The sequence below is a fragment of the Mycobacterium scrofulaceum genome (assembly GCF_002086735.1).
Lineage (GTDB): Bacteria > Actinomycetota > Actinomycetes > Mycobacteriales > Mycobacteriaceae > Mycobacterium > Mycobacterium scrofulaceum.
In genome coordinates, this window is the sequence record NZ_MVIJ01000066.1 from 1 (window position 1) to 24538 (window position 24538).

At 69.8% G+C, this 24538-nt stretch carries 23 protein-coding genes; 18 read left to right on the forward strand and 5 right to left on the reverse strand.

Annotated features, from left to right (window positions below; genetic code table 11):
* A partial coding sequence (locus BST44_RS26150; protein ID WP_083179809.1) for a coenzyme F420-0:L-glutamate ligase occupies window positions 1–897 on the reverse strand: 897 nt, incomplete at its 3' end.
* The gene (gene cofD, locus BST44_RS26155; RefSeq protein WP_083179810.1) at window positions 894–1895 is read right to left on the reverse strand and encodes a 2-phospho-L-lactate transferase; all 1002 of its coding nucleotides are present in this window, start codon (window positions 1893–1895) and stop codon (window positions 894–896) included. The genes BST44_RS26150 and cofD, both read right to left, overlap by 4 nt.
* Before the next feature lie 352 nt (window positions 1896–2247).
* On the opposite strand from cofD, the gene BST44_RS26165 reads away from it, so the two are divergent.
* A complete protein-coding gene (locus tag BST44_RS26165) occupies window positions 2248–2586 on the forward strand; it encodes a WhiB family transcriptional regulator (protein ID WP_083179811.1) in 339 nt (112 codons plus the stop codon).
* Window positions 2587–2664: 78 nt separating this feature from the next.
* Here the strand turns inward: BST44_RS26165 and BST44_RS26170 are convergent, their stop codons facing one another.
* Window positions 2665–3087, reverse strand: a complete 423-nt coding sequence (locus BST44_RS26170; protein ID WP_083179812.1) for a metallopeptidase family protein — start codon at window positions 3085–3087, stop codon at window positions 2665–2667.
* A gap of 174 nt (window positions 3088–3261) precedes the next feature.
* Between BST44_RS26170 and BST44_RS26175 the strand changes: the two genes are divergently transcribed.
* The 4 genes from BST44_RS26175 to manA all read left to right on the forward strand — a co-directional run bounded on the left by BST44_RS26175 (window position 3262) and on the right by manA (window position 7568).
* Window positions 3262–3717 (forward strand): DUF3499 domain-containing protein, encoded by a 456-nt coding sequence (locus tag BST44_RS26175; protein WP_208619887.1) that lies wholly within the window; start codon window positions 3262–3264, stop codon window positions 3715–3717.
* Between the two features lie 121 nt (window positions 3718–3838).
* Window positions 3839–5236 (forward strand): phosphomannomutase/phosphoglucomutase, encoded by a 1398-nt coding sequence (locus BST44_RS26180; RefSeq protein ID WP_083179814.1) that lies wholly within the window; start codon window positions 3839–3841, stop codon window positions 5234–5236.
* Window positions 5233–6333 (forward strand): TobH protein, encoded by a 1101-nt coding sequence (locus BST44_RS26185; RefSeq protein ID WP_083179815.1) that lies wholly within the window; start codon window positions 5233–5235, stop codon window positions 6331–6333. Before BST44_RS26180 ends, BST44_RS26185 begins: the two co-directional genes overlap by 4 nt.
* Before the next feature lie 8 nt (window positions 6334–6341).
* Entirely contained in the window at window positions 6342–7568 is a 1227-nt protein-coding gene (manA, locus tag BST44_RS26190) for a mannose-6-phosphate isomerase, class I (protein WP_083179816.1), read from the forward strand.
* A 13-nt stretch (window positions 7569–7581) separates the two neighbouring features.
* Here the strand turns inward: manA and BST44_RS26195 are convergent, their stop codons facing one another.
* Complete coding sequence (locus BST44_RS26195; protein ID WP_244184951.1) at window positions 7582–9009, reverse strand: FAD-dependent oxidoreductase; 1428 nt, start codon at window positions 9007–9009, stop codon at window positions 7582–7584.
* 99 nt (window positions 9010–9108) lie between these two features.
* Here BST44_RS26195 and BST44_RS26200 point away from each other — a divergent pair, with 99 nt between their 5' ends.
* The 13 genes from BST44_RS26200 to secA all read left to right on the forward strand — a co-directional run bounded on the left by BST44_RS26200 (window position 9109) and on the right by secA (window position 24371).
* On the forward strand, window positions 9109–10620 hold the full coding sequence (locus BST44_RS26200) for an APC family permease (protein WP_083179817.1): 1512 nt from the start codon (window positions 9109–9111) through the stop codon (window positions 10618–10620).
* A gap of 291 nt (window positions 10621–10911) precedes the next feature.
* On the forward strand, window positions 10912–12153 hold the full coding sequence (locus tag BST44_RS26205; RefSeq protein WP_083179818.1) for an alkane 1-monooxygenase: 1242 nt from the start codon (window positions 10912–10914) through the stop codon (window positions 12151–12153).
* Window positions 12150–12329 (forward strand): rubredoxin, encoded by a 180-nt coding sequence (locus tag BST44_RS26210; protein WP_083179819.1) that lies wholly within the window; start codon window positions 12150–12152, stop codon window positions 12327–12329. Before BST44_RS26205 ends, BST44_RS26210 begins: the two co-directional genes overlap by 4 nt.
* Window positions 12326–12508, forward strand: a complete 183-nt coding sequence (locus BST44_RS26215) for a rubredoxin (protein WP_083179820.1) — start codon at window positions 12326–12328, stop codon at window positions 12506–12508. The genes BST44_RS26210 and BST44_RS26215 overlap by 4 nt, the downstream gene beginning before the upstream one ends.
* A gap of 11 nt (window positions 12509–12519) precedes the next feature.
* Window positions 12520–13173, forward strand: coding sequence for a TetR family transcriptional regulator AlkX (gene alkX, locus BST44_RS26220; protein WP_439330756.1), 654 nt, complete (start codon window positions 12520–12522; stop codon window positions 13171–13173).
* Window positions 13174–13283: 110 nt separating this feature from the next.
* Window positions 13284–14756, forward strand: a complete 1473-nt coding sequence (gene ahcY, locus BST44_RS26225) for an adenosylhomocysteinase (RefSeq protein WP_083179821.1) — start codon at window positions 13284–13286, stop codon at window positions 14754–14756.
* 91 nt (window positions 14757–14847) lie between these two features.
* Window positions 14848–15537, forward strand: a complete 690-nt coding sequence (locus BST44_RS26230; protein WP_083179822.1) for a dTMP kinase — start codon at window positions 14848–14850, stop codon at window positions 15535–15537.
* A gap of 80 nt (window positions 15538–15617) precedes the next feature.
* Window positions 15618–16304 (forward strand): two-component system response regulator MtrA, encoded by a 687-nt coding sequence (gene mtrA, locus BST44_RS26235; RefSeq protein ID WP_007168097.1) that lies wholly within the window; start codon window positions 15618–15620, stop codon window positions 16302–16304.
* 13 nt (window positions 16305–16317) lie between these two features.
* The gene (gene mtrB / locus BST44_RS26240; protein ID WP_083179823.1) at window positions 16318–18000 is read left to right on the forward strand and encodes an MtrAB system histidine kinase MtrB; all 1683 of its coding nucleotides are present in this window, start codon (window positions 16318–16320) and stop codon (window positions 17998–18000) included.
* Window positions 18000–19757, forward strand: a complete 1758-nt coding sequence (gene lpqB, locus BST44_RS26245; RefSeq protein WP_167380256.1) for an MtrAB system accessory lipoprotein LpqB — start codon at window positions 18000–18002, stop codon at window positions 19755–19757. The genes mtrB and lpqB overlap by 1 nt, the downstream gene beginning before the upstream one ends.
* A gap of 63 nt (window positions 19758–19820) precedes the next feature.
* Window positions 19821–20453 carry a ComF family protein gene (locus tag BST44_RS26250; RefSeq protein ID WP_083179825.1) on the forward strand — a complete coding sequence of 211 codons (633 nt, stop codon included), beginning with the start codon at window positions 19821–19823 and terminating at the stop codon, window positions 20451–20453.
* A gap of 323 nt (window positions 20454–20776) precedes the next feature.
* Window positions 20777–21445 carry a ribosome hibernation-promoting factor, HPF/YfiA family gene (hpf, locus tag BST44_RS26255; RefSeq protein WP_083179826.1) on the forward strand — a complete coding sequence of 223 codons (669 nt, stop codon included), beginning with the start codon at window positions 20777–20779 and terminating at the stop codon, window positions 21443–21445.
* Between the two features lie 109 nt (window positions 21446–21554).
* Window positions 21555–24371, forward strand: a complete 2817-nt coding sequence (gene secA / locus BST44_RS26260) for a preprotein translocase subunit SecA (RefSeq protein WP_083179827.1) — start codon at window positions 21555–21557, stop codon at window positions 24369–24371.
* On the opposite strand, the gene BST44_RS31570 is transcribed toward secA, so the two are convergent.
* Window positions 24368–24514: an integrase core domain-containing protein gene (locus tag BST44_RS31570; protein WP_142274706.1), complete on the reverse strand. Its 147-nt coding sequence runs from the start codon at window positions 24512–24514 to the stop codon at window positions 24368–24370. The genes secA and BST44_RS31570 overlap by 4 nt on opposite strands.
* Between the last annotated feature and the right edge of the window lie 24 nt (window positions 24515–24538).

Sequence of the window (24538 nt, forward strand, 5' to 3'; positions counted from 1 at the left end):
GGTGTGGTGGGGGGCCGGGGCGGTGAGGGCCTCGGCGACGGCCGCTTCGATCAGCTCCGGGGCGACCGGCTCGGCGCTGAACCGGCGCACCGACCGGCGCAACAGCTGCGCCTGCCGGCGGCCCATGTCGAGGGCCTCGGCGGTGCCGAGCCAGAACAGGTCCTCCTCGCCGGGCCGCAACAGGTGCCGGGCCGTCGAGCCGTCGTCGGAGAAGGACAGGCCGCGCACCACGGCCACCGGCATCGCGGTCAGTTTGCCCTTCACCAGATCGGCCGCCGCCGCGACCTCGTCGGCGACCGCGATCTCGGTGACCACCAGCTCGTTGCCGTGCCGGTCGAAGGCCCCGGCGTAGCCGTGCAGCACGGCCAGACCGGCCGACCCGACCGCCGCGTCGATCTGCCCGTTGCGCCACGCGCGGCCCATCGTGTCGGTGATGACCACGGCGACGTCGACGCCGAGCCGCTCGCGCAGCCCGGCGCGCAGCGCCGCGGCGCTGCCGTCCGGGTCGACCGGCAGCAGGGCCAGCTCGTCGCGGCCCACGTTGGATCCGTCGACGCCGGCGGCGGCCTGGATCAGGCCGATGCGGTTCTCGGTGATCAGCGTGCGGCCCTTGCGCGCCAGCACCCGCACCGCCTCGCCGTCAACCAGTTTGCGCCGGAGCCGGTCGCGCTCCTCGGCGTCCCGCGGCGCCGGCACCAGCCGGCCCTCGCACTTGGAGACCACCTTGCTGGTGACCACCACGACGTCGCCGTCGCGCAGCCACGGCGCGGCCGCGGCCAGGGCCGCGCTCAGGTCGTCGCCGGGGCGGAACTCGGGGAGCCCGGCGACGGGCAGGATCTCGATGGCCGCGCCGGTGCCGTGTTCGACGCCCGGCGGCGTTGAGCCCGAGCCGGTCACGCCGTCACGCCCGCCAGCTCGAGCCCGGCGCGCACCATCTCGGCCGTCGCCTTCGGGTCGGTCATCAACAGCGGCACGGCAGTCACCGCCACGCCCTCGATGTCGGCGTGATCGCCCTCGTGCACCAGCCAGCAATCCAGGATCCCGGTGCCGCGGCGCGACCCGTAGTGCCGGCCGACCGCGTCCGCGGTGGATTCCACTCCGATCACTGACAGGCACGCATCGGCCATGCCGCGCAAGGGCTTTCCCCCGATGATCGGCGAGTAGCCGACGACCGGCGCGGTCGCCGAGCGCAACGCGGCGCGAATGCCGGGGACGGCCAGGATGGCGCCGAGGCTCACCACCGGGTTGGACGGCGCCAGCAGGATCACGTCGGCGTCGGCGATGGCCTCGACAGCTTCATTTGTGGCGGTGGCCTTTTCGGCGCCGACGAAGGCGAAGCTGTGGGTGGGCACGTCGGCGCGGTAGCGCACCCACCACTCCTGGAAGTGGATCGCCCGCCGGGTTCCGTCGTTCGGATCGGTGATCACCACGTGCGTCTCGCAGCGGTCGTCGCTGGCCGGCAGCAACCGGGCACCGGGGTGCCAGCGGTCGCACAGCGCCGTGGTGATCTGCGACAGCGGGTAGCCGGCATTGAGCATCTGGGTGCGCACCAGGTGGGTGGCGATGTCCCGGTCGCCGAGCCCGAACCAGTCCGGCTGCACGCCATAGCGCGCCAATTCCTCTTTGGCATGCCAGGTTTCGTCGCGGTGACCCCACCCTCGCTCGGGGTCTACCCCTCCACCTAAGGTGTACATGCAGGTGTCCAAGTCCGGGCAGACCCGCAGTCCATGAATCCAGGCGTCGTCGCCGATGTTGACGATTGCGCTAAGTTCGTGGTTGTCGGCTCCCGCGTCTGGGCGCTGTTGCGTTGCGAACTGACCCAGCCCGAGCAACTGTTGAATCCCCAGCAGGAAGCGGGCGCCGCCAACCCCACCGACCAGAACGGTGACCTTCACGTGGACGACAGTACTGCCCGGCGACCGTGCGGTGGCGGGGCCGTTACGCGGCCTTTAAGCGTAGTCGCGGGCGGTGTGATCGACACGCCGAACGCGCAAAACAACGGAAACGCCGTAATTCGGTCACGAGATGGTATGGAAATGCGCCGTAATGCTTGACCCGGCAGATCAACCCGTGTCTAATCACAACAGTGTCATTTCCCGGTTGGCCGGCCGGTTCCGGTGTCGCAGACCGAGATTCGATCACTTGTTCGAATTGTCTGTACACATCAGAAAAGTGGGAACCACTCACTCTCTCAATGAAACTGAGGAGGCGGACGACCGTATGTCTTACGAACATCTTCGAGGAGTCATGGCGAGCACGCCGCACACCCCCATCGGCTCAGCGCCGGTTCGACCCGCTCGGCCGCACCTGACCGTGGTTCCCGATGCGCCAGTCGCATTCGAGCCCGAGCCGATGCCGGTACCCGTCGCGGACCAGTGGCAGGACCGGGCGCTGTGCGCCCAGACCGATCCCGAGGCCTTCTTCCCGGAGAAGGGCGGCTCCACCCGCGAGGCGAAGAAGATCTGCCTCGGGTGCGAGGTGCGCCACGAGTGCCTGGAGTACGCGCTGGAGCACGACGAGCGCTTCGGCATCTGGGGCGGACTCTCCGAGCGGGAGCGCCGCCGCCTCAAGCGCGGCATCATCTGACGCCGCGCCGCAACGCTATTCGGCGCCGCCCTTGCCCGCGCGCGGGTGGTGCCCCCGCAGCGTCGTCGACGGCGCGACTCAGTCGTCGTCGATCGTCGGGTCGATGACCGACGGCTCAACATCGAGGTAGATGGCCACCTGGGCCACCAAGATTTCGTGCAGTAAATCACCGAGCTCGACGGTGTCCTTGGCCCGTCGCTCGATCGGCTTGCGGAACAAGACAATTCGTGCCCGCGTGGCGTTGCCGCGGACGTCGACGCCGGCCGGGATCAACCGCGCCAGCGGGATCGGACCGTCGGCGATCACCTCCGGCGGCCACTGCACGCTGTCGGGATCCTTGGCGGCGATGCGGGGAATCTCGTCGACCGCGACGTCGAGATCGGCGAGACGGGTCTGCCAATGCCGCTCGATGGGTTCGTAAGCCTCCAGCACCGCCATGTCGAATCGCTCGGCGCGGCTGCGCCACCCGGGCACCGTCGGCGGCAGCAGCGGGCCGCGCACATCCCGGCCCCGACGGGAGGACCGGTGCGAAGCGAATCGGCCCGGGGACCGGTCCCTTCGCGGGGAGCTGCGCGAATCGCCCACGCCGCCGATGGTAACGGTTGGACATCGGGGGCCGGGGAGTTGCGCGTGTCCGGCGCTTCCCCGGCGTTTGTGCACGATAGCCTTTCGCTCGTGAACGTTCCCCGTCGCTGTTGCCGGCCCGGGTGTCCGCACTACGCCGTGGCGACCTTGACGTTCGTCTACTCGGACTCGACGGCGGTGGTGGGGCCACTCGCGACCGCGCGGGAACCGCATTCGTGGGACCTGTGCGTCGGCCATGCCGGCCGGATCACCGCCCCCCGCGGATGGGATCTCGTGCGCCACGCCGGCCCCCTCTTCTCCGAGCCCACCCATCCCGACGAGGATGACCTGGTCGCCCTGGCCGACGCGGTGCGCGAGGGCGGCCCCGGCGAGCGCGCCGTGCCCCACGGGGCCGCGGGCACACCGCTCAACGGCTTCGCCGACCCGCACCTTCGTCACGTCGGGTCGCAGGCCACCGCGCCGAGCAGCAGTGTGCTCGCGCCGCCCGAGCATCGGTCCGGCCGTCGCCGCGGGCATCTGCGGGTGCTGCCCGACCCCAGTGACTAGCCGTTCCGGCGTCGCGCGCGATCCCCGCGCACCGCTGCGGCCCATGTTTCGCAGGGGCCGATAGGCTGGCGGCCAAGAGACTTAGGAACGCAACACTCTCAAGGCGTCAGGAGGCCCCCGCATGTCTCGGCTCGCCGCGACTGTGCACCGCGTCGTCAAGGCTTACGACGTGCGAGGGCTGGTCGGTGAAGAGCTCGACGAGCCGCTGGTCACCGCGTTGGGGGCGGCGTTCGCCAGGTTGATGCGCGGCGAGGGCGCCCGGCAGGTGGTGATCGGCCACGACATGCGCGACAGCTCGCCGACGCTGGCGGCGGCCTTCGCCGCCGGGGTGACGGGCCAGGGCCTGGACGTGGTGCGGATCGGGTTGGCCTCCACCGATCAGCTCTACTTCGCCTCCGGCTCGCTGGACTGCCCCGGCGCCATGTTCACCGCGAGCCACAACCCGGCCGCCTACAACGGGATCAAGCTGTGCCGGGCGGCGGCCAAGCCGGTCGGCGCCGAGAGCGGCCTGCGCACCATCGCCGAGGACGTGATCGCCGGCGTCGAGCGCCATGACGGACCGCCCGGGACGGTCAGCGACCGCGACGTGCTGCACGACTACGGCTCGTTCCTGCGTTCGCTGGTCAGCACGTCCGGGCTGCGGCCGCTGCGCGTGGCCGTGGACGCGGGCAACGGCATGGCCGGTCTCACCGCGCCCGCGGTGCTCGGCGCGATCGACTCGATCACCTTGCTGCCGTTGTACTTCGAGCTCGACGGCTCGTTCCCCAATCACGAGGCCAACCCGCTGGAACCGGCGAACCTGGTCGACCTGCAGGCCTACGTGCGCGAGACCGGCGCCGATATCGGGCTGGCGTTCGACGGGGACGCCGACCGTTGCTTCGTCGTCGACGAACGCGGCCGGCCGGTGTCGCCCTCGACGGTGACCAGCCTGGTGGCCGCCCGCGAGCTCGGCCGGGAGATCGGCGCCACGATCATCCACAACGTGATCACGTCCCGCGCGGTGCCCGAGCTGGTCACCGAGCGCGGCGGCACGCCGCTGCGCTCCCGCGTCGGGCACTCCTATATCAAGGCGATGATGGCCGACACCGGCGCGATCTTCGGCGGCGAACACTCCGCGCACTATTACTTCCGTGACTTCTGGGGCGCGGACTCCGGCATGCTGGCGGCGCTGTACGTGCTGGCCGCCCTCGGCGAGCAGGACCGCCCGCTCTCGGAGCTGACTGCCGACTACCAGCGCTACGAATCGTCCGGCGAAATCAACTTCACGGTGTCCGACGCCGCGCTGTGCACCGAGGCCGTGCTGAAGTCCTTCGGCAGCCGGATCCACTCCATCGACCACGTGGACGGGGTGACGGTCGACCTGGGCGACGGCAGCTGGTTCAACCTGCGCAGCTCCAACACCGAGCCGCTGCTGCGGCTCAACGTGGAGGGGCGCAGCACCGAGGACGTCGACGCGATGGTCGCCCAGATCAGCGCGCAGATCGAGGCGCAGTCCGCGACCGCCGGGGCCGCGCAGTGAACGCCGTCGGGGCGATCGATCTCGAGGACACCGAGGGCCTGCTGGCCGCCGACCGGGACGGCCTGCTGCGCTCGGCGTCGTCGGCCGGCGCGCAGGTGCGCGCGATCGCCGCGGCGGTCGACGAGGGGGCGCTGGATTCGCTGCGGGCCGACGGCCGGCCGCGCAGCCTGATCTGGGTCGCCGGCCGCGGCACCGCCGACAACGCCGGCGCCATCCTGGCCGCGACCGCGGGCGGCTCGGCCTCCGAGCCGATCGCGCTGGCCGCCGAGGTCCCGCCGTGGATCGGCCCGCTCGACGTGTTGATCGTCGCGGGCGACGATCCCGGCGACCCCGCACTGGTCGCGGCCGCCGCGACGGGGGCGCGCCGCGGGGCGCGGGTCGTCGTCGCCGCCCCGTACGAGGGTCCGCTGCGCGACGCCACGGCCGGGCGGGCCGCGATGCTGGCGCCGCGGCTGCCGGTCCCCGACGAGTTCGGGTTGTGCCGGTACCTGGCCGCCGGTCTGGCCGTCGTGCACGCGGTCGAGCAGCGAACGGGCACCGACCTGCGCGCGCTGGCCGACGAGCTGGACGCCGAGGCGTTGCGCAACAGTGCGGGCCGCGAGCTGTTCACCAACCCCGCCAAGACGATCGCCGCGCGGATGGCCGGCCGCCAGGTGGCGTTGGCCGGCGACTGCGCCGCGACGCTGGCGCTGGCCCGCCACGGCAGCTCGGTGCTGCTGCGGATCGCCCACGAGGTGGTCGCCGCCACCGGGCTTTCCGACGCCGTCGTCGCGCTGCGGGCCGGGGCGCCCGGCGGTTTCGGGGACCCCGCCGACGCGCTCTTTCACGACGAACAGATCGACGGCCCCCTGCCCCGGCGGCTGCTGGTGCTGGCCCTGACCCTGTCGGGCGAACAACCGATCGTGGCGGCCCGCACCGCCGGGCTCGACGACGTGTACCTGCTCGCGGCCGAGGACGTGCCCGACGGACCCGGCGGCGCGGCCGGTTCGACGGTCGCGCCGGCGTTGGGTGGCGCGATCAGCGCCGAGCAGCAACTGGCAGTATTGGCCGTTCGACTGGAGATGGCCGCGGTTTACGCGCGCCTGGCGCGGGGATAGATAGAACAGTGGAACTGCTTCGCGGGGCCTTACGCACGTACGCCTGGGGGTCGCGTACCGCCATAGCGGAATTCACCGGGCGTCCGGTTCCGGCCGCCCATCCGGAGGCCGAGCTCTGGTTCGGCGCGCACCCCGGCGACCCCGCCTGGCTGGAAACCGGCACCGGCGAGATCTCGTTGCTCGACGCGCTGGTCGCCGACCCCGACGGTCAGCTCGGCCCCGGCGCCCGCGCCCGGTTCGGTGACGTGTTGCCGTTCCTGGTCAAGGTGCTCGCGGCCGACGAGCCGCTGTCCCTGCAGGCCCACCCCAGCGCGGCGCAGGCCGCCGAGGGCTACCTGCGTGAGGAGCGGCTGGGCATCCCGCTGTCCTCACCGGTGCGCAACTACCGCGACACCTCGCACAAGCCCGAAATACTGGTGGCCTTGCAGCCGTTCGAGGCGCTCGCCGGCTTCCGGCAGGCCTCGCGCACCGTCGAGCTGCTGCGGGCGCTGTCCGTCTCCGACCTCGACCCGTTCATCGACCTGCTCAACGACCAGTCCGACGCCGACGGCCTGCGGGCGCTGTTCACCACCTGGATCACCGCGCCGCAACCCGACATCGACGCGCTGGTGCCCGCCGTGCTCGACGGCGCCATCGAGTACATCAGCTCCGGGGCAACGGAATTCGCCGGCGAGGTCAAGACGGTGCTCGAACTCGGCGAGCGCTATCCCGGCGACGCCGGGGTGCTGGCCGCCCTGCTGCTCAACCGCATCACGCTGGCCCCGGGCGAGGCGATCTTCGTGTCGGCCGGCAGCCTGCACACCTACCTGCGCGGTTTCGCGGTGGAGGTGATGGCCAACTCCGACAACGTCTTACGCGGCGGCCTGACCCCCAAGCACGTCGACGTCCCCGAGCTGCTGCGGGTGCTCGACTTCACCCCGACCACCGAGGCCCAGGTGCGGCCGCGGGTGCGCCGCGAGGGATTCGGCCTGATCTACGAGACGCCGGCCGACGAGTTCGCGGTCGCGCTGCTCGAGCTCGACGGCGATTACCTGGGCCACGAGGTGGACGCCTCGTGCAGCCACGAGGGTCCGCAGATCCTGCTGTGCACCGAGGGGTGCACGACCGTGCACGGCAAGTCCGGTTCGCTGACGCTGCGACGGGGGATGGCCGCCTGGGTGGCGGCCGACGACACCCCGATCCGGCTCGTCGCGCGCGAGCCGACCAAGCTGTTCAGGGCGACCGTAGGGCTGTGACGGGGCCCCGCTCCTATAGTGGCGACCTGGGGGTACTTCCCGCTTGCGGGAGACATCGCCCGGCTTCGCCGCGCTCGCGATCGCCGCGGGCGGCCCGGCGGCGCTCGCCCAGCCATAGCCGCAGGTTGTGCGCCATCGCGCGGCCGACGATGCGCGGCGGCGGAAGCATGTAGAGGCTGTCCAGCAGCGAGAACCGGCGCAAAAACCATTCCGCCAGTACCGGATCGGTCTCGGCGGCCCCCAGGAATTGGTCGAACAGCGCGCCGGACGGCCGCCACCACCAGGGGATGGGCCCCTTGGTGCCGGCGTGGTGGAAGGTGACGTCACCGATGGCGTTCATGATCCAGACCGGGAACGTGGTCTTGGCGGTGGCCCGGCTCAGTTCGGCGGCCAGCCGGTCGTCGGGGCCCGCGAGTGCGCGCCGCAGGTGGCCGGCCTGCAGGGACGTCATCGTCATGCCCTGCCCGAAGGTGGGGTTGAAGCTGGCGACGGCGTCGCCCAGGGGGACGATGCCGGCGGGGAAGCGGTCCAGCTTGTCGTAGCGGCGCCACCGGCTGGCCGGGAAGGCGTGAAACGCCGGGTCCCCCAGGGGTTCCGCCTGCGCCAGGGCGGTGCTGAAGTGGGCCGGGAGCAGCTCCCCGGCCAGCGCCAGCATCTCCGGGAAGGTGCGCGGGGGCTTGGCGTTGGCCACCCCGAACGTGGTGAGGGCCCACGTCCCGTCCTCGTAATAGAGCATGCCCAGCCCGAGCGAGTTGTCGTGGGCGGCGCCGGCGACCACCACCTTCTCCGCGATCAACCCTTCGGGCATGCGGAACCGCTGGGTGGCGTAGTTGATGCCGATATCGAGGAGGTCCTCCCTCGGCCGGTCGTATCCCCACTGCTCCAACCACACCGGCAGTCGGGTGCCCCGGCCCGCCGCGTCGACCACGAGGTCCGCGGCTATGAATTCTCGGAATTCCGGGTCCCCGGCGGCGGCGTCGTCGGGGTCCAACAGCACCCCGGTCACCCGCTGGCGCGCCGGGTCGAACCGCGGCTCGGCCACCGAGCGACGCGCCATCGTGACGTTGTCGGTGTCCCGCACGCGTTTGCGCAACTGCCACTCCAGGTGCGGACGGCTGGGCACGTAGGCGGTGAATTCGTCGCGCAGGGTGTGGCCGGTGCCCAGCACATGGCCCGCGGCGCCGAGGTGGATGCAGTCGGGCCGGTTCTCCAACATCGGCACGCCGGCGGCCACCATGTCTTCGAGCAGGCCGGGGAACAGGCTCTCGAACTCCATTGCGCCACGGGCCATCAGCATGTGCAGGTGCCGGTCCTGCGGCACCGTCGCCCGGTTCGACGGTGTGCTCGGCAACTCGTCGCGTTCGTAGACGGTGACGCGCGAGTAGTGGTCCGAGAGCACCCGCGCGGCGCACAGGCCGGCGATGCTGCCTCCGATGACCACCGCATGGTCCCTGGTGTTTGCTTTGGTGTCCGCCATTTCGGCAGGGTACCCAGTACTGTGACGGACCAATGGCTCCCAGGAGATGGGAAAGGGCGACGGATGGCCAACCGATGGCGCACGAAGTCGGTCGAACAATCGATCGCCGACACCGACGAGCCAGACACCCGGCTCCGCAAGGACCTGACCTGGCTTGACCTCGTCGTGTTCGGGGTCGCGGTGGTTATCGGCGCCGGGATCTTCACGGTGACCGCGTCGACGACCGGCGACATCACCGGCCCGGCCATCTGGATCTCGTTCGTGATCGCGGCGATCACCTGCGCACTGGCGGCGCTGTGCTACGCCGAGTTCGCCTCGACCCTGCCGGTCGCGGGCAGCGCCTACACCTTCTCCTACGCCACCTTCGGGGAGTTCCTGGCCTGGATCATCGGCTGGAACCTGCTGCTGGAGCTGGCGATCGGCGCGGCGGTGGTGGCCAAGGGGTGGTCGAGCTATCTGGGCAACGTGTTCGGATTTGCCGGTGGCACAACCGAGCTCGGGTCGGTCGACCTGGACTGGGGTGCGCTGCTGATCGTGGCGGGGGTGGCCACCCTGATCGCCCTGGGCACCAAGCTGTCGTCGAGGTTTTCCGCGGTGATCACCGGCATCAAGGTGTCGGTGGTGCTACTGGTGGTCGTCGTCGGGGCCTTCTACATCAAGGGCTCCAACTACTCGCCGTTCATTCCCAAGCCCGAAGCCGGGCACGAGGCCTCCGGCATCAACCAGTCGGTGCTGTCGCTGATGACCGGCGCGCACAGCAGCCACTACGGCTGGTACGGCGTCCTGGCCGGCGCGTCGATCGTCTTCTTCGCGTTCATCGGGTTCGACATCGTCGCCACCATGGCCGAGGAGACCAAGCGGCCCCAGCGCGACGTCCCGCGGGGAATCCTGGCCTCGCTGGCGATCGTGACCGTGCTCTACGTGGCGGTCTCGGTGGTGCTGTCCGGGATGGTGTCCTACACCCAGCTCAAGACCGTTCCCGGCCACAAGCCGGCCAACCTCGCCACGGCGTTCACGGCCAACGGCATCCACTGGGCCAGCAAGATCATCGCGATCGGGGCGCTGGCCGGGTTGACCACCGTGGTGATGGTCCTGATGCTCGGCCAGTGCCGCGTCCTGTTCGCGATGGCGCGCGACGGCCTGTTGCCGCGGCAGCTGGCGAAGACCGGCGCGCGCGGCACCCCGGTCCGGATCACCGTGCTCGTCGCGATCGTCGTGGCCGCGACCGCGTCGGTGTTCCCGATCGCCAAGCTCGAGGAGATGGTCAACGTCGGAACGCTGTTCGCGTTCGTCCTGGTCTCGGCGGGCGTCATGGTGTTGCGGCGAACCCGGCCGGACCTGGAGCGCGGCTTCCGGGCGCCGTGGGTGCCAGTGCTGCCGATCGCCTCGATCTGCGCGTGCGTGTGGCTGATGGTCAACCTCACGGCGCTGACCTGGGTGCGCTTCGCCGTCTGGCTGGTGGTGGGGACCGCGATCTACGTCGGCTACGGGTACCGGCACTCCGTGCAGGGCCGCCGGGACGCCGCGCATCCCGACAAGGAACCCGACCCCGACGCGACTTCCGCGGCGGCCTAGGCCGGACCGGCTCGCGGAAGTCCGGCTCGTCCACCGCGCTGGGCTTTGCGAGTGCGCGTGCGGCCTTCGCGGGTGCATCCCTGGCGGAAACCGGGCCGGATCCGCGCCCTGACTGCACATTCAACGCCGTGGGCGCACCTTCAGCGGCGGGGACCCCGCTCGCAACCGCTGCTCACAACCGCCGCTCACTCATAAATGGTTTACAAAGCCACGTCATATGTCTAGACGCGAGACGCAGATCGCGATATTGTCAATCTCCAAGGTGGTGTGACTCACAAGGAGGTTTGGCATATGACCACACTGGAACCGCAGGTAAGCCCGGAAGCGTCCGACCCGCCCGCGTGGCGGGACAAGAAGCGGCGCCTCTGGCTGATGGGGCTGATCGCCCCGACGGCGTTGTTCGTCGTGCTGCCGCTGGTCTGGGCGATGAACTCGCTCGGCTGGCGGACGGGCTCGCAGGCGCTGCTGTGGATCGGTCCGATCCTGGTCTACGTCTTGCTTCCGATCCTCGACCTGCGCTTCGGGCCCGACGGGCAGAACCCGCCCGACGAGGTGATGGAGCAGCTGGAGAACGACAAGTACTACCGCTACTGCACCTACATCTTCATTCCGTTCCAGTACCTCAGCGTGCTGTTCGGCGCCTACCTGTTCACCGCGTCGAACCTGAGCTGGCTCGGCTACGACGGCGCCCTGGGCTGGGCGGGCAAGCTGGGCGTCGCCCTGTCGGTCGGTGTGCTCGGCGGCGTCGGCATCAACACGGCCCACGAGATGGGACACAAGAAGGACGCGCTGGAGCGGTGGCTGTCCAAGATCACCCTGGCGCAGACCTGCTACGGCCACTTCTACATCGAGCACAACCGCGGCCACCACGTCCGGGTGTCCACGCCGGAAGACCCCGCGTCGGCCCGCTTCGGCGAGACCTTCTGGGAGTTCCTGCCGCGCAGCGTCTTCGGCAGCCTGCGGTCGTCGCTGCGGCTGGAGGCCCAGCGCATCCGCCGGCAGGGTTCCAGCCCCTGGAATCCCAAGACCTACCTGTCCAACGACGTGCTCAACGCGTGGCTGATGTCGGTCGTGCTGTGGGGCGCGCTGATCGCGGTCTTCGGCCCCGCGCTCATCCCGTTCGTGATCATCCAGGCCGTCTTCGGCTTCAGCCTGCTCGAGTCCGTCAACTACCTGGAGCACTACGGGCTGCTGCGGCAGCAGCAAGCCAACGGGCGCTACGAGCGCTGCGCGCCGGTGCACAGCTGGAACTCCGACCACGTCGTCACCAACCTGTTCCTGTACCACCTGCAGCGGCACAGCGACCACCACGCCAACCCGACTCGGCGCTATCAGACGCTGCGCAGCATGGAAGGTGCACCGAACCTGCCCAGCGGGTACGCGTCGATGATCTCGCTGACGTACATCCCGCCGCTGTGGCGCAAGGTGATGGACCACCGGGTGCTCGAGCACTACGACGGCGACATCACCAGGGTCAACATCCACCCGCGGGTGCGCGCGCGGGTGCTGGCGCGCTACGGGGCGCCCGCGTGAGCGCCTACCGCTGCCCGGGCTGCGACTACGTCTACGACGAGACGAAAGGCGCCCCGCGGGAAGGCTTTCCCGCGGGGACGCCCTTCGGCGACATCCCCGACGACTGGTGCTGCCCCGACTGCGCGGTGCGCGACAAGGCCGATTTCGAAGTGATACCGATGGGAGTGAAGCAGTGAGCGACTACAAGCTTTTCGTCTGCGTGCAGTGCGGATTCGAATACGACGAGGCCAAGGGCTGGCCGGAGGACGGCATCGCGCCCGGGACCCGGTGGGACGACATCCCCGAGGACTGGAGCTGCCCGGACTGCGGCGCGGCGAAGTCCGACTTCGAGATGGTCGAGCTCGCCCGTTCGTGATCGACACGAACATGGTTGAAGGGGCGGCGGTGCTGGCGAAAGCGGCTATTGTCGCGCCTGTGAAGCGGATGCCCTACCCCGAGGCGTCGCGCGTCCTGCTGCGCGACTCGGTGCTGGACGCGATGCGGGAGCTGCTGGGCACCCGCGACTGGTCCGCCGTCACGCTCTCGGACGTGGCCCGCGCGGCGGGCATCAGCCGGCAGACCATCTACAACGAGTTCGGCTCGCGGCAAGGCCTGGCGCAGGGGTACGCCCTGCGCCTGGCCGACCGGCTTGTCGACGCCGTCCAGGCCGCCATCGACGCCAACGTCGGCAACATCTACGAGGCGTTCCTGCAGGGGTTCCGGGCCTTCTTCGCGGAGTCCGCGGCCGACCCGCTGGTGATCTCCCTGCTGACCGGCGTCGCCAAGCCCGACCTGCTGCAGATCATCACCACCGACAGCGGCCCCATTATCACCCGGGCGTCCGGCCGGCTGAGCGCCGCGTTCACCCAGAGCTGGGTGGCCACCAGCGACGAGGACGCCGGCGTGCTGGCGCGGGCCATCGTGCGGCTGGCGATGAGCTACGTGTCGATGCCACCCGAGGCCGACCACGACGTGGCGGCGGACCTGGCGCGGCTGATGACGCCGTTCGCCGAGCGGCACGGCGTCGTCAACGTCCCCTGACGGTCCCCTGACGCCAGCCGGTGCCCGGGCCGCCGACTACAGTGGCGTCAGAGCGCATACCTAAGCTAAGTAATCCTCTTCGAACCTAAGCCGCAGAAGGAATGAGATTTATGACGACGACCGAAAGTTCGCCGACCGCCGACGTCCGCAACGGCATCGATTTCAAGGTCGCCGACCTGTCGCTGGCGGAATACGGTCGCCGGGACATCGAGCTCTCCGAGCAGGAGATGCCGGGCCTGATGTCGCTGCGGCGCGAATACGCCGAGGTGCAACCGCTCAAGGGGGCGCGGATTTCGGGCTCGCTGCACATGACGGTGCAGACCGCGGTCCTCATCGAGACCCTCGTCTCGCTGGGCGCGCAGGTCCGGTGGGCGTCCTGCAACATCTTCTCCACCCAGGACCACGCCGCCGCCGCGGTGGTCGTCGGCCCGCACGGCACCCCCGAGGAGCCCAAGGGTGTGCCGGTGTTCGCCTGGAAGGGCGAGACGCTGGAGGAGTACTGGTGGGCCGCCGAGCAGATGCTGACGTGGCCCGACGAGCCGGCCAACATGATCCTCGACGACGGCGGCGACGCCACCATGCTGGTGCTGCGCGGCGCGCAATACGAGAAGGCCGGCGTGGTGCCCCCCGCCGAGGAGGACGACCCCACCGAGTGGAAGGTCTTCCTCGAGCTGCTGCGCAAGCGCTTCGAGACCGACAAGGACAAGTGGACCAAGATCTCCGAGTCGGTCAAGGGGGTCACCGAGGAGACCACCACCGGCGTGCTGCGCCTCTACCAGTTCGCCGCGGCCGGTGACCTGGCCTTCCCAGCGATCAACGTCAACGACTCGGTCACCAAGTCCAAGTTCGACAACAAGTACGGCTGCCGGCACTCGCTGATCGACGGCATCAACCGCGGCACCGACGTGCTGATCGGCGGCAAGAAGGTGCTCGTCTGCGGCTACGGCGACGTCGGCAAGGGCTGCGCCGAGTCGGTCAAGGGCCAGGGCGCGCGCGTCGTCGTCACCGAGATCGACCCGATCAACGCGCTGCAGGCGCTGATGGAGGGCTACGACGTCGAGACGGTCGAGGACGCCATCGGCAGCGCGGACATCGTCATCACCGCGACCGGCAACAAGGACATCATCACCCTCGAGCACATGAAGGCGATGAAGGACTACGCGGTGCTGGGCAACATCGGGCACTTCGACAACGAGATCCAGGTCGCCGCGCTGGAGCGCTCCGGCGCCACCAAGACCAACATCCGGCCGCAGGTCGACGTGTGGACGTTCAAGGACAGCGGCAAGTCGATCATCCTGCTCTCCGAAGGCCGGCTGCTGAACCTGGGCAACGCCACCGGCCACCCGTCGTTCGTGATGAGCAACAGCTTCTCCAACCAGGTGATCGCCCAGATCGAGCTGTGGACCAAGAACGACGAGTACGACAACGAGGTGTACCGGCTGCCCAAGCACCTCGACGAGAAGGTGGCCCGCATCCACGTCGAGGCGCTCGGCGGCAAGCTGACCAAGCTGACCAAGGACCAGGCCGAGTACATCGGCGTCGACGTCGACGGTCCTTACAAGGCCGACCACTACCGCTACTGAGTTGGGCTCTCGCCGAGCGCCCGGCCAGCCGGGCATTCGGCACCGAGCGCCCGGCCAGCCGGGCGCTCGACGGGCCGATAGGCTCGGCGCCGTGCTGATCGCGATCGAAGGGGTCGACGGCGCGGGCAAGCGGACCCTGTCGGAGGGCCTGCGCAAGGCCTTCGAGGCGGCCGGGAAGTCAGTGGCGATCGTGGGCTTCCCCCGCTACGGCAAATCGGTGACCGCCGACGTCGCGGCCGAGGCCCTGCACGGCGAGCACGGCGACCTGGCGTCGTCGGTCTACGCGATGGCGATGCTGTTCGCGCTCGACCGGGCCGGGGCCGTCGAGGACATCGAGGCGCTGCGGCGCGACCACGACGTGGTGATTCTGGACCGTTACGTCGCGTCCAACGCCGCCTACAGCGCCGCGCGGCTGCACGAGGGCGCGGCCGGGGCGGCGGCCGCCTGGGTGCTCGAGTTCGAGTACCGGCGGCTGCGGCTGCCCGCGCCCGACTGGCAGGTGCTGCTCGCGGTGCCGGCCGAGCTGGCCGGCCGGCGCGCCCGAAGCCGGGCGGAGTCGGACCCGGGACGGGCGCGGGACAGCTACGAACGCGACGACGGGCTGCAGCTGCGCACCGGCGCGGTGTACGCGGAACTGGCGGCCGCCGGTTGGGGCGGGCCCTGGCTGGTCGCCGACGCGGACGTCGACCCGGCCCGGCTGGCCGCCACCCTCATCGGCGCCAAGGACGTCCCCGCAACGGCCCGGGAGGGCCCACCGGGGGCGCCGGGCAACGGAATTTGACCGATTTTGCATCCATATTTGCGGCTCGGCGCAAGAAACGCCCGTGTGGCGCGCCAGTTTTGTCCCGTTCTGGTGACACCATGGACTCCATGAGGCAAAGGATTTTGGTCGTCGATGACGACGCTTCGCTGGCCGAGATGCTCACCATCGTGTTGCGTGGGGAGGGTTTCGACACCGCGGTCATCGGTGACGGCACCCAGGCCCTGACTGCGGTGCGCGAACTGCGCCCCGACTTGGTACTCCTGGACCTGATGCTGCCCGGCATGAACGGCATCGACGTCTGTCGCGTGCTGCGCGCCGATTCGGGCGTGCCGATCGTGATGCTGACGGCCAAGACCGACACCGTGGACGTGGTCCTCGGTTTGGAGTCGGGCGCCGACGACTACATCATGAAGCCGTTCAAGCCGAAGGAGCTGGTGGCCCGGGTGCGGGCGCGGTTGCGGCGCAACGACGACGAGCCGGCCGAGATGCTCTCGATCGCCGACGTCGAGATCGACGTGCCGGCCCACAAGGTCACCCGCAACGGCGAGCAGATCTCCCTGACGCCGCTGGAATTCGACCTGCTGGTCGCGTTGGCGCGCAAACCGCGGCAGGTGTTTACTCGTGATGTGCTGCTCGAACAGGTGTGGGGCTACCGGCACCCGGCGGATACCCGCCTGGTGAACGTGCACGTCCAGCGTCTGCGGGCCAAGGTTGAGAAAGACCCTGAGAACCCGACCGTGGTGTTGACCGTTCGAGGAGTGGGTTACAAGGCCGGACCTCCGTGACCGGACGGTGTAGGTGATCTGGGGCTCTCGGCGACGCACTAGGAGTCGGTGGGGGCGCTCGGGGCCCATGACTCGCGGCATGGGTGCATTGAGTCGAGTGGTGGGCACCGCGTGGCGCCGGTCGTTGCAGCTGCGGGTCGTCGCGCTGACGCTCGGGCTGTCCCTGGCGGTGATCCTGGCCCTCGGGTTCGTGCTGACGTCCCAGGTCACCAATCGCGTGCTCGACGTCAAGGTCAAGGCCGGGATCGAGCAGATCGAACGCGCGCGCACCACCGTCGGCGGCATCGTCAGCGGCGAGGAGACCCGCTCGTTGGACAGCAGCCTGCAGCTGGCCCGCAACACGTTGACCTCGAAGACCGACCCGGCGTCGGGCGCGGGCCTGGCCGGGGCGTTCGACGCGGTGCTGATCGTGCCCGGTGACGGACCGCGCGCGGCGACGACGGCCGGGCCCGTCGACCAGGTGCCGAACTCCCTGCGCGGATTCGTCAAGGCCGGGCAGGCGTCCTACCAGTACGCCACGGTGCACACCGACGGCTTCTCCGGTCCGGCGCTGATCATCGGCACGCCGGCGTCGTCGCAGGTGGCCAACCTGGAGCTGTACCTGATCTTCCCGCTGAAGAACGAGCAGGCCACCATCACCCTGGTGCGCGGCACGATGATCACCGGCGGCGCCGTGCTGCTGGTGCTGCTGGCCGGGATCGCGCTGCTGGTCTCCCGCCAGGTGGTGGTGCCGGTGCGGTCGGCGTCGCGGATCGCCGAACGGTTCGCCGAGGGGCACCTGTCCGAACGGATGCCGGTGCGCGGCGAGGACGACATGGCCCGGCTGGCGGTGTCCTTCAACGACATGGCCGAGAGCCTGTCGCGGCAGATCACCCAGCTCGAGGAGTTCGGCAACCTGCAGCGCCGGTTCACCTCGGACGTCAGCCACGAGCTGCGCACCCCGCTGACCACCGTCCGGATGGCCGCCGACCTCATCTACGACCACAGCGCCGACCTCGACCCCACCCTGGCGCGGTCCACCGAGCTCATGGTCAACGAACTCGACCGGTTCGAGTCGCTGCTCAACGACCTGCTGGAGATCTCCCGCCACGACGCCGGTGTGGCCGAGCTGTCGGTCGAGGCGGTGGACTTGCGCAGCACCGTGCAGAGCGCGCTGAGCAACGTCGGCCACCTGGCCGAGGACGCCGGCATCGAGCTGCTGGTCGACCTGCCCACCGAGGAGGTGATCGCCGAGGTCGACACCCGGCGGGTGGAGCGGATCCTGCGCAACCTCATCGCCAACGCCATCGACCACGCCGAACACAAGCCGGTGCAGATCCGGATGGGCGCCGACGAGGACACCGTGGCCGTCACGGTCCGCGACTACGGGGTGGGGCTGCGGCCCGGCGAGGAGAAGCTGGTGTTCAGCCGGTTCTGGCGGGCCGACCCGTCGCGCGTGCGCCGGTCCGGCGGCACCGGACTGGGCCTGGCGATCAGCGTGGAGGACGCGCGCCTGCACCAGGGCCGGCTGGAGGCGTGGGGCGAGCCCGGTGAGGGCTCCTGTTTCCGGCTGACGCTGCCGCTGGTCCGCGGCCATAAGGTCACCACCAGCCCGCTGCCGATGAAGCCCATCCCGCCCACCGCAACGACGGCGACGGGCCCGCAGCACGCCAAAGACCGCTCGCGGCAACGCGAACACGCCGAGAGGAGCGGGTGATGCGGCGCCTGCTCGGGCTGCTGGTGCTCGCGATGCTGGCGGCCGGCTGCGCGGGGGTGCCCAGCTCGTCGGCCCCCCAGGCCATCGGCACCGTCGAACGGCCGGCACCCTCGAACCTGCCCAAGCCGACGCCCGGCATGGACCCCGACGTGCTGCTGCGCGAATTCCTCAAGGCCACAGCCGATCCCGCGAACCGGCACCTGGCCGCCCGGCAGTTTCTCACCCAGTCGGCGTCCAACGCGTGGGACGACGCGGGTAGCGCGCTGCTGATCGACCACGTGGTGTTCGTGGAAACTCGTGCCGCCGAGCGGGTTTCGGCGACAATGCGGGCGGACATCCTCGGGTCGCTGTCGGACATGGGGGTGTTCGAGACCGCCGAGGGCGTGCTGCCCGACCCGGGCCCGATCGAGTTGGTCAAGACCTCGGGCGGGTGGCGGATCGACAAGTTGCCCAACGGCGTGTTCCTGGACTGGCAGCAGTTCCAGTCGACCTACAAGCGCAACACGCTGTATTTCGCCGACCCGACCGGCAAGACGGTGGTGCCGGACCCGCGCTACGTCGCGGTCGCCGATCACGACCAGTTGGCCACCGAACTGGTCTCCAAGCTGATCGCCGGCCCGCGGCCGGAGATGGCCCACACGGTCCGCAACCTGCTCGCCCCGCCGCTGCGGCTGCGCGGACCGGTGACCCGGGCCGACGGCGGCAAGAACGGGATCGGCCGCGGGTACGGCGGTGCGCGCATCGACCTGGAGAAGCTGTCCACCACCGATCCACACAGCCGCGCATTGCTTGCCGCGCAGATCATTTGGACGCTGGCCAGGGCCGACATCCGCGGCCCGTACGTGATCAACGCCGACGGCGCCCCGTTGGACGACAGGTTCGCCGAGGGGTGGACGACCTCCGACGTCGCGGCGACCGACCCCGGCGTGGCCGACGGCGCGGGCGCCGGGCTGCACGCCCTGATCAACGGCTCGCTGGTATCGCTGGACGGTCAGCGCTTCACCAACGTGCCCGGCGCGTTCGGGCGGATGGGCGACCAGACCGGCGCCGCGCTGTCCCGCAGCGGGCGCCAGGTGGCGTCCGTCGTCACGCTGCACCGCGGCGCGCCCGACGAGGCGGCGTCGCTGTGGATCGGTGACCTCGGCGGCGAAGCGGTCCAGTCCGCCGACGGGCACAGCCTGTCGCGGCCCAGCTGGTCGTTGGACGACGCGGTCTGGGTGGTGGTGGACGGCAACAACGTGCTGCGCGCGATCCAGGAGCCGGCGACCGGGCAGCCCGCCCGCATCCCGGTCGATTCCGTCGCCGTGTCCAGCCGGTTTCCGGGGCCGATCACCGACCTGCAGTTGTCCCGCGACAGCACGCGCGCCGCGATGGTGATCGGCGGGCAGGTGATCCTGGCCAGCGTGGAACAGACCCAGGCCGGCCAGTTCGCGCTGACCTACCCGCGCCGGCTCGGCTTCGGGCTCGGCAACTCGGTGGTGTCGCTGTCCTGGCGCACCGGCGACGACATCGTCGTCACCCGCACCGACGCCAGCCACCCGGTGTCCTACGTCAACCTCGACGGGGTGAACTCCGACGCGCCCGCCCGGGGCCTGCAGATGCCGGTGATCACGGTCGCCGCCAACCCGTCGACGATCTACGTCGGCGCCCCCCAAGGGGTGTTTCAGTATTCGGCGTCGGCCGCCGAGGCCCAGCAGGCGTGGTCGGAGGTGCCCGGGCTGGGGGTCTTCGGGGCGGCGCCGGTGCTGCCGGGCTAGTGGTCGCCACCGCCGGGGCGACAGCCGTCAGGCGTTGTCACCCCCGCCCGGAACACTGGCCCCATGCTCGACCTCGTCCTGCCGCTGCAGTGCGGCGGCTGCGGGGAGCCGTCGACCCGCTGGTGTGAGGCCTGCGCCCGGGAGCTGGCGGTGGCCGCCGACCAGCCGCACGTGGTCAACCCACGCGTCGACCCGCGGGTGCCGGTGTTCGCGCTCGGCCGCTACGCCGGCACCCGCAGGCGGGCCATCCTGGCGCTCAAGGAGCACGGCCGCGCCGACCTCGTCGGCCCGCTGGCGGGCGCGCTGGCCACCGGCGTGCACCGTCTGCTGTCCTGGGGGATCGTCGAAACGCCGCTGACCGTCGTGCCGGCGCCGACGCGCCCGTCGGCCGCTCGCCGTCGCGGCGGCGACCCGGTCACCCGGCTGGCGCGCACCGCGGTGGCCGGCCACCCCGACATCGCCGTCGTCCCGGCGCTGCGGCTGCGGGCGCTGGTCCGCGACTCGGTCGGGCTGGGCATCACCGCCCGCGAGCGCAACGTCGCCGGCCGGGTGCTGCTGCGCGGACGGCGGCCGGACACCGAGGTCCTCGTGGTCGACGACATCGTCACCACCGGGGCGACGGCATGCGAGTCGGTGCGGGTGCTACGCGCCGCCGGCGTCCGGGTCGCCGCCGTGCTGGCGCTCGCCGTCGCGTGAGGCTGTGCGGCCGCCAAGAGTATGTGAAGAACTCGCAACAGCTCCGCGAAATCAGTGGCATGGCGAGGCGAACAAGAGCTAACGTCGAGGACAACGTTAATCAACTCACTGGTCTGACTCACTGGTCGCGACATTCGCAGGTTGAGACCCCACTTTCGGGAAGGGGTGAGTATTCGACACCTTGCATCGGCGAGCAGCCTGCGGCGGTGATCGACTGAATCACCCGCTCTCCCCACCTCGTCGGCGCGTCGTCAGCAAGCCGGGCACGCAGGTCGCGTGCGACGTGAAAGAGAAACGAGTTGTCACGTATGTCAAGGCTATCCGTGGATTCCGGTCAAATTCTTGACCAACCGCCGACGCAAACCGACGGCCAAGTTCTACCGACGACCACTGCCGAAGTCGTATTCAAGGGCCGCAACGTGGAGATCCCCGACCACTACCGTCTCTACGTCTCCCAGAAACTCGCCCGCCTCGAGCGGTTCGATCGCTCCATCTATCTCTTCGATGTCGAGCTCAAACACGCGCCCAACCGGCGCCAGCGCAAATCGTGCCAACGCGTGGAGATCACCGCCCGCGGCCGGGGGCCGGTGAGCCGGGCGGAGGCCTGCGCCAACAGCTTTTATGCGGCGTTCGAGTCCGCGGTCGACAAGCTGGAGAACCGGCTGCGCCGCGTCAAGGATCGCCGCAAGGTCCACTACGGCGACAAGACGCCGGTGTCGCTGGCCGCCGCCACCGCGGTGGTGCCGCCACCGCCGCAGGAACGCGTGCCGGAGCCGCCGGCCGAGCACGACGGCGCCGAGACCGACCACGAGCCCGGCCGGATCGTGCGGACCAAGGAGCACCCGGCCACCCCGATGACGGTCGACGACGCGCTCTACGAGATGGAGCTCGTCGGGCACGACTTCTTCCTCTTCCACGACAAGCAGACGGAGCGGCCCTGCGTGGTCTACCGCCGGCACGCCTACGACTACGGGCTGATCAGGCTCTCCTGACGGGTCCCCCGGCGGCGACCCGGCCTTTGCGGGGTTGTCACCTACCATGGGAGTCGCTCAAGAGAAGAGACTCCTACCATCAGGGGAACACCCCAAAGGGGACAACACCGTGCTGTCGAAGTTGCTGCGCCTCGGCGAAGGCCGCATGCTCAAGCGTCTCAAGCGGGTGTCTGACTATGTCAACACCTTGTCCGACGAGGTCGAAAAGCTGACCGACGCGGAGCTGCGGGCCAAGACCGACGAGTTCAAGAAGCGGCACGCCGACGGCGAGAGTCTCGACGACCTGCTGCCCGAGGCGTTCGCTGTGGCCCGGGAGGCGGCCTGGCGGGTGCTCGACCAGCGCCCGTTCGACGTGCAGGTGATGGGCGCGGCGGCGCTGCACTTCGGCAACGTCGCCGAGATGAAGACCGGTGAGGGCAAGACGCTGACCTCGGTGTTGCCGGCCTACCTCAACGGCATCGGCGGCAAGGGCGTGCACGTCGTCACGGTCAACGACTACCTGGCCAAACGCGACAGCGAGTGGATGGGCCGGGTGCACCGGTTCCTCGGTCTGGACGTCGGCGTGATCCTCGCCCAGATGACACCCGACGAGCGCCGCGTCGCCTACAACGCCGACATCACCTACGGCACCAACAACGAGTTCGGCTTCGACTACCTGCGCGACAACATGGCGCACTCGCTCGACGACCTGGTGCAGCGCGGGCACAACTTCGCCATCGTCGACGAGGTCGACTCCATCCTGATCGACGAGGCGCGCACCCCGCTGATCATCTCCGGGCCCGCCGATGGCGCCTCCAACTGGTACCTCGAGTTCGCCCGGCTGGCGCCGCTGATGGAGAAGGACGTCCACTACGAGGTCGACCTGCGCAAACGCACCGTCGGCGTGCACGAGGTCGGCGTCGAGTTCGTCGAGGACCAGCTCGGCATCGACAACCTCTACGAGGCCGCCAACTCCCCGCTGGTCAGCTACCTCAACAACGCGCTGAAGGCCAAGGAGCTGTTCAACCGCGACAAGGACTACATCGTCCGCGACGGCGAAGTGCTCATCGTCGACGAGTTCACCGGCCGAGTCTTGTACGGCCGCCGCTACAACGAGGGCATGCACCAGGCCATCGAGGCCAAGGAGCACGTCGAGATCAAGGCGGAGAACCAGACGCTGGCCACCATCACGCTGCAGAACTACTTCCGGCTCTACGACAAGCTGGCCGGGATGACCGGCACCGCCCAGACCGAGGCCGCCGAGCTGCACGAGATCTACAAGCTGGGCGTGGTGCCGATCCCGACCAACAAGCCGATGGTCCGCACCGACTGCTCCGACCTCATCTACAAGACCGAGGAAGCCAAGTACATCGCGGTGGTCGACGACGTCGTCGAGCGCTACGAGAAGGGCCAGCCCGTCCTGATCGGTACCACCAGCGTCGAGCGCTCGGAGTACCTGTCCCGGCAGTTCCAGAAGCGACGCGTCCCGCACAACGTGCTCAACGCGAAGTACCACGAGCAGGAGGCGCAGATCGTCGCCGTGGCCGGCCGCCGCGGCGGGATCACGGTGGCCACCAACATGGCCGGCCGCGGCACCGACATCGTGCTGGGCGGCAACGTCGACTTCCTCACCGACCAGCGGCTGCGGGAGCGCGGCCTCGATCCGGTGGAGACCCCCGACGAGTACGAGGCGGCCTGGCACTCCGAGCTGCCCAAGGTCAAGGAGGAGGCCGGCAAGGAGGCCGCCGAGGTGGTCGAGGCCGGCGGCCTGTACGTGCTGGGCACCGAGCGGCACGAGTCGCGCCGCATCGACAACCAGCTGCGCGGCCGCTCCGGCCGGCAGGGCGACCCGGGCGAGTCCCGCTTCTACCTCTCACTGGGCGACGAGCTCATGCGCCGGTTCAACGGCGCCGCGCTCGAGGCGATGCTCAACCGGCTGAACCTGCCCGACGACGTGCCCATCGAGGCCAAGATGGTCACCCGCGCGATCAAGAGCGCCCAGACCCAGGTCGAGCAGCAGAACTTCGAGGTCAGAAAGAACGTCCTCAAATACGACGAGGTGATGAACCAGCAGCGCAAGGTGATCTACGCCGAGCGCCGCCGCATCCTGGAGGGCGAGAACCTCAAGGAGCAGGCGCTGGACATGGTCCGCGACGTGGTCACCGCCTACGTGGACGGCGCGACGGCAGAGGGCTACGCCGAGGACTGGGACCTGGAGGCGTTGTGGACGGCGCTGGGGACGCTGTACCCGGTCGGCATCGACCACGAAAAGTTGATCCGCCTGGACGGCGACTCCGAGCGCGACGACCTCACCCGTGAGGAGCTGCTCGACGAGCTGCTCAAGGATGCCGAACGCGCTTATGCCGCAAGGGAAGCCGAGCTGGAGGAGATCGCCGGCGAAGGCGCCATGCGGCAGCTGGAACGCAACGTGCTGCTCAACGTCATCGACCGCAAGTGGCGCGAGCACCTCTACGAGATGGACTACCTCAAGGAGGGCATCGGGCTGCGCGCGATGGCGCAGCGCGACCCGCTGGTCGAGTACCAGCGTGAGGGCTACGACATGTTCATGGCGATGCTCGAGGGCATGAAAGAGGAGTCGGTCGGCTTCCTGTTCAACGTCACCGTCGAGGCGGTGCCCGCCCCGCAGGTCGCCCCGGTCGCCGTGCCCGAGGGTCTGGCCGATCTCGGCAAGCAGCCGGAGCAGCAAGCGCCCGCCGAAGCGCGCGAAGAGCCCAGAACGGTGTTGCAGGCCAAGGGAATCGACGACGAACGGCCCGCGCTGACCTACTCGGGCCCGTCGGAGGACGGCTCGGCGCAGGTGCAGCGCAACGGCGGCGACAAGACGCCGGCCGGCGTGCCCGGCGGCGCGAGCCGGCGCGAGCGCCGCGCGGCCGCGCGGCAGCAGGGCCGCGGGGCCAAGCCGCCGAAATCGGTCAAGCGGCGCTAGCTGTGTGACTGACGGTGGCCGGTGACAGGCTGAGCTTTGGTCTTTTGTAGCAGTCTTTCGTAGGGGGTTTGGCCGCCGAGGCCGCCATGGGGTCGGTGGTAGTTGTAGTAGTCCTCCCATTCCTTGAGTTTCTGGTTGAACAGGCCGGCCCCGGCGTCGTCTTCGAC

Excerpts from the sequence above, each read along its gene's own strand:
- BST44_RS26165 (WP_083179811.1), top strand. The coding sequence starts at position 2,248 with ATGGCGAGCACGCCGCACACCCCCATCGGCTCAGCGCCGGTTCGACCC.
- BST44_RS26180 (WP_083179814.1), top strand. The coding sequence starts at position 3,839 with ATGTCTCGGCTCGCCGCGACTGTGCACCGCGTCGTCAAGGCTTACGAC.
- BST44_RS26200 (WP_083179817.1), top strand. The coding sequence starts at position 9,109 with ATGGCCAACCGATGGCGCACGAAGTCGGTCGAACAATCGATCGCCGAC.
- BST44_RS26205 (WP_083179818.1), top strand. The coding sequence starts at position 10,912 with ATGACCACACTGGAACCGCAGGTAAGCCCGGAAGCGTCCGACCCGCCC.
- alkX (WP_439330756.1), top strand. The coding sequence starts at position 12,520 with ATGGTTGAAGGGGCGGCGGTGCTGGCGAAAGCGGCTATTGTCGCGCCT.
- ahcY (WP_083179821.1), top strand. The coding sequence starts at position 13,284 with ATGACGACGACCGAAAGTTCGCCGACCGCCGACGTCCGCAACGGCATC.
- mtrA (WP_007168097.1), top strand. The coding sequence starts at position 15,618 with ATGGACTCCATGAGGCAAAGGATTTTGGTCGTCGATGACGACGCTTCG.
- lpqB (WP_167380256.1), top strand. The coding sequence starts at position 18,000 with ATGCGGCGCCTGCTCGGGCTGCTGGTGCTCGCGATGCTGGCGGCCGGC.
- BST44_RS26250 (WP_083179825.1), top strand. The coding sequence starts at position 19,821 with ATGCTCGACCTCGTCCTGCCGCTGCAGTGCGGCGGCTGCGGGGAGCCG.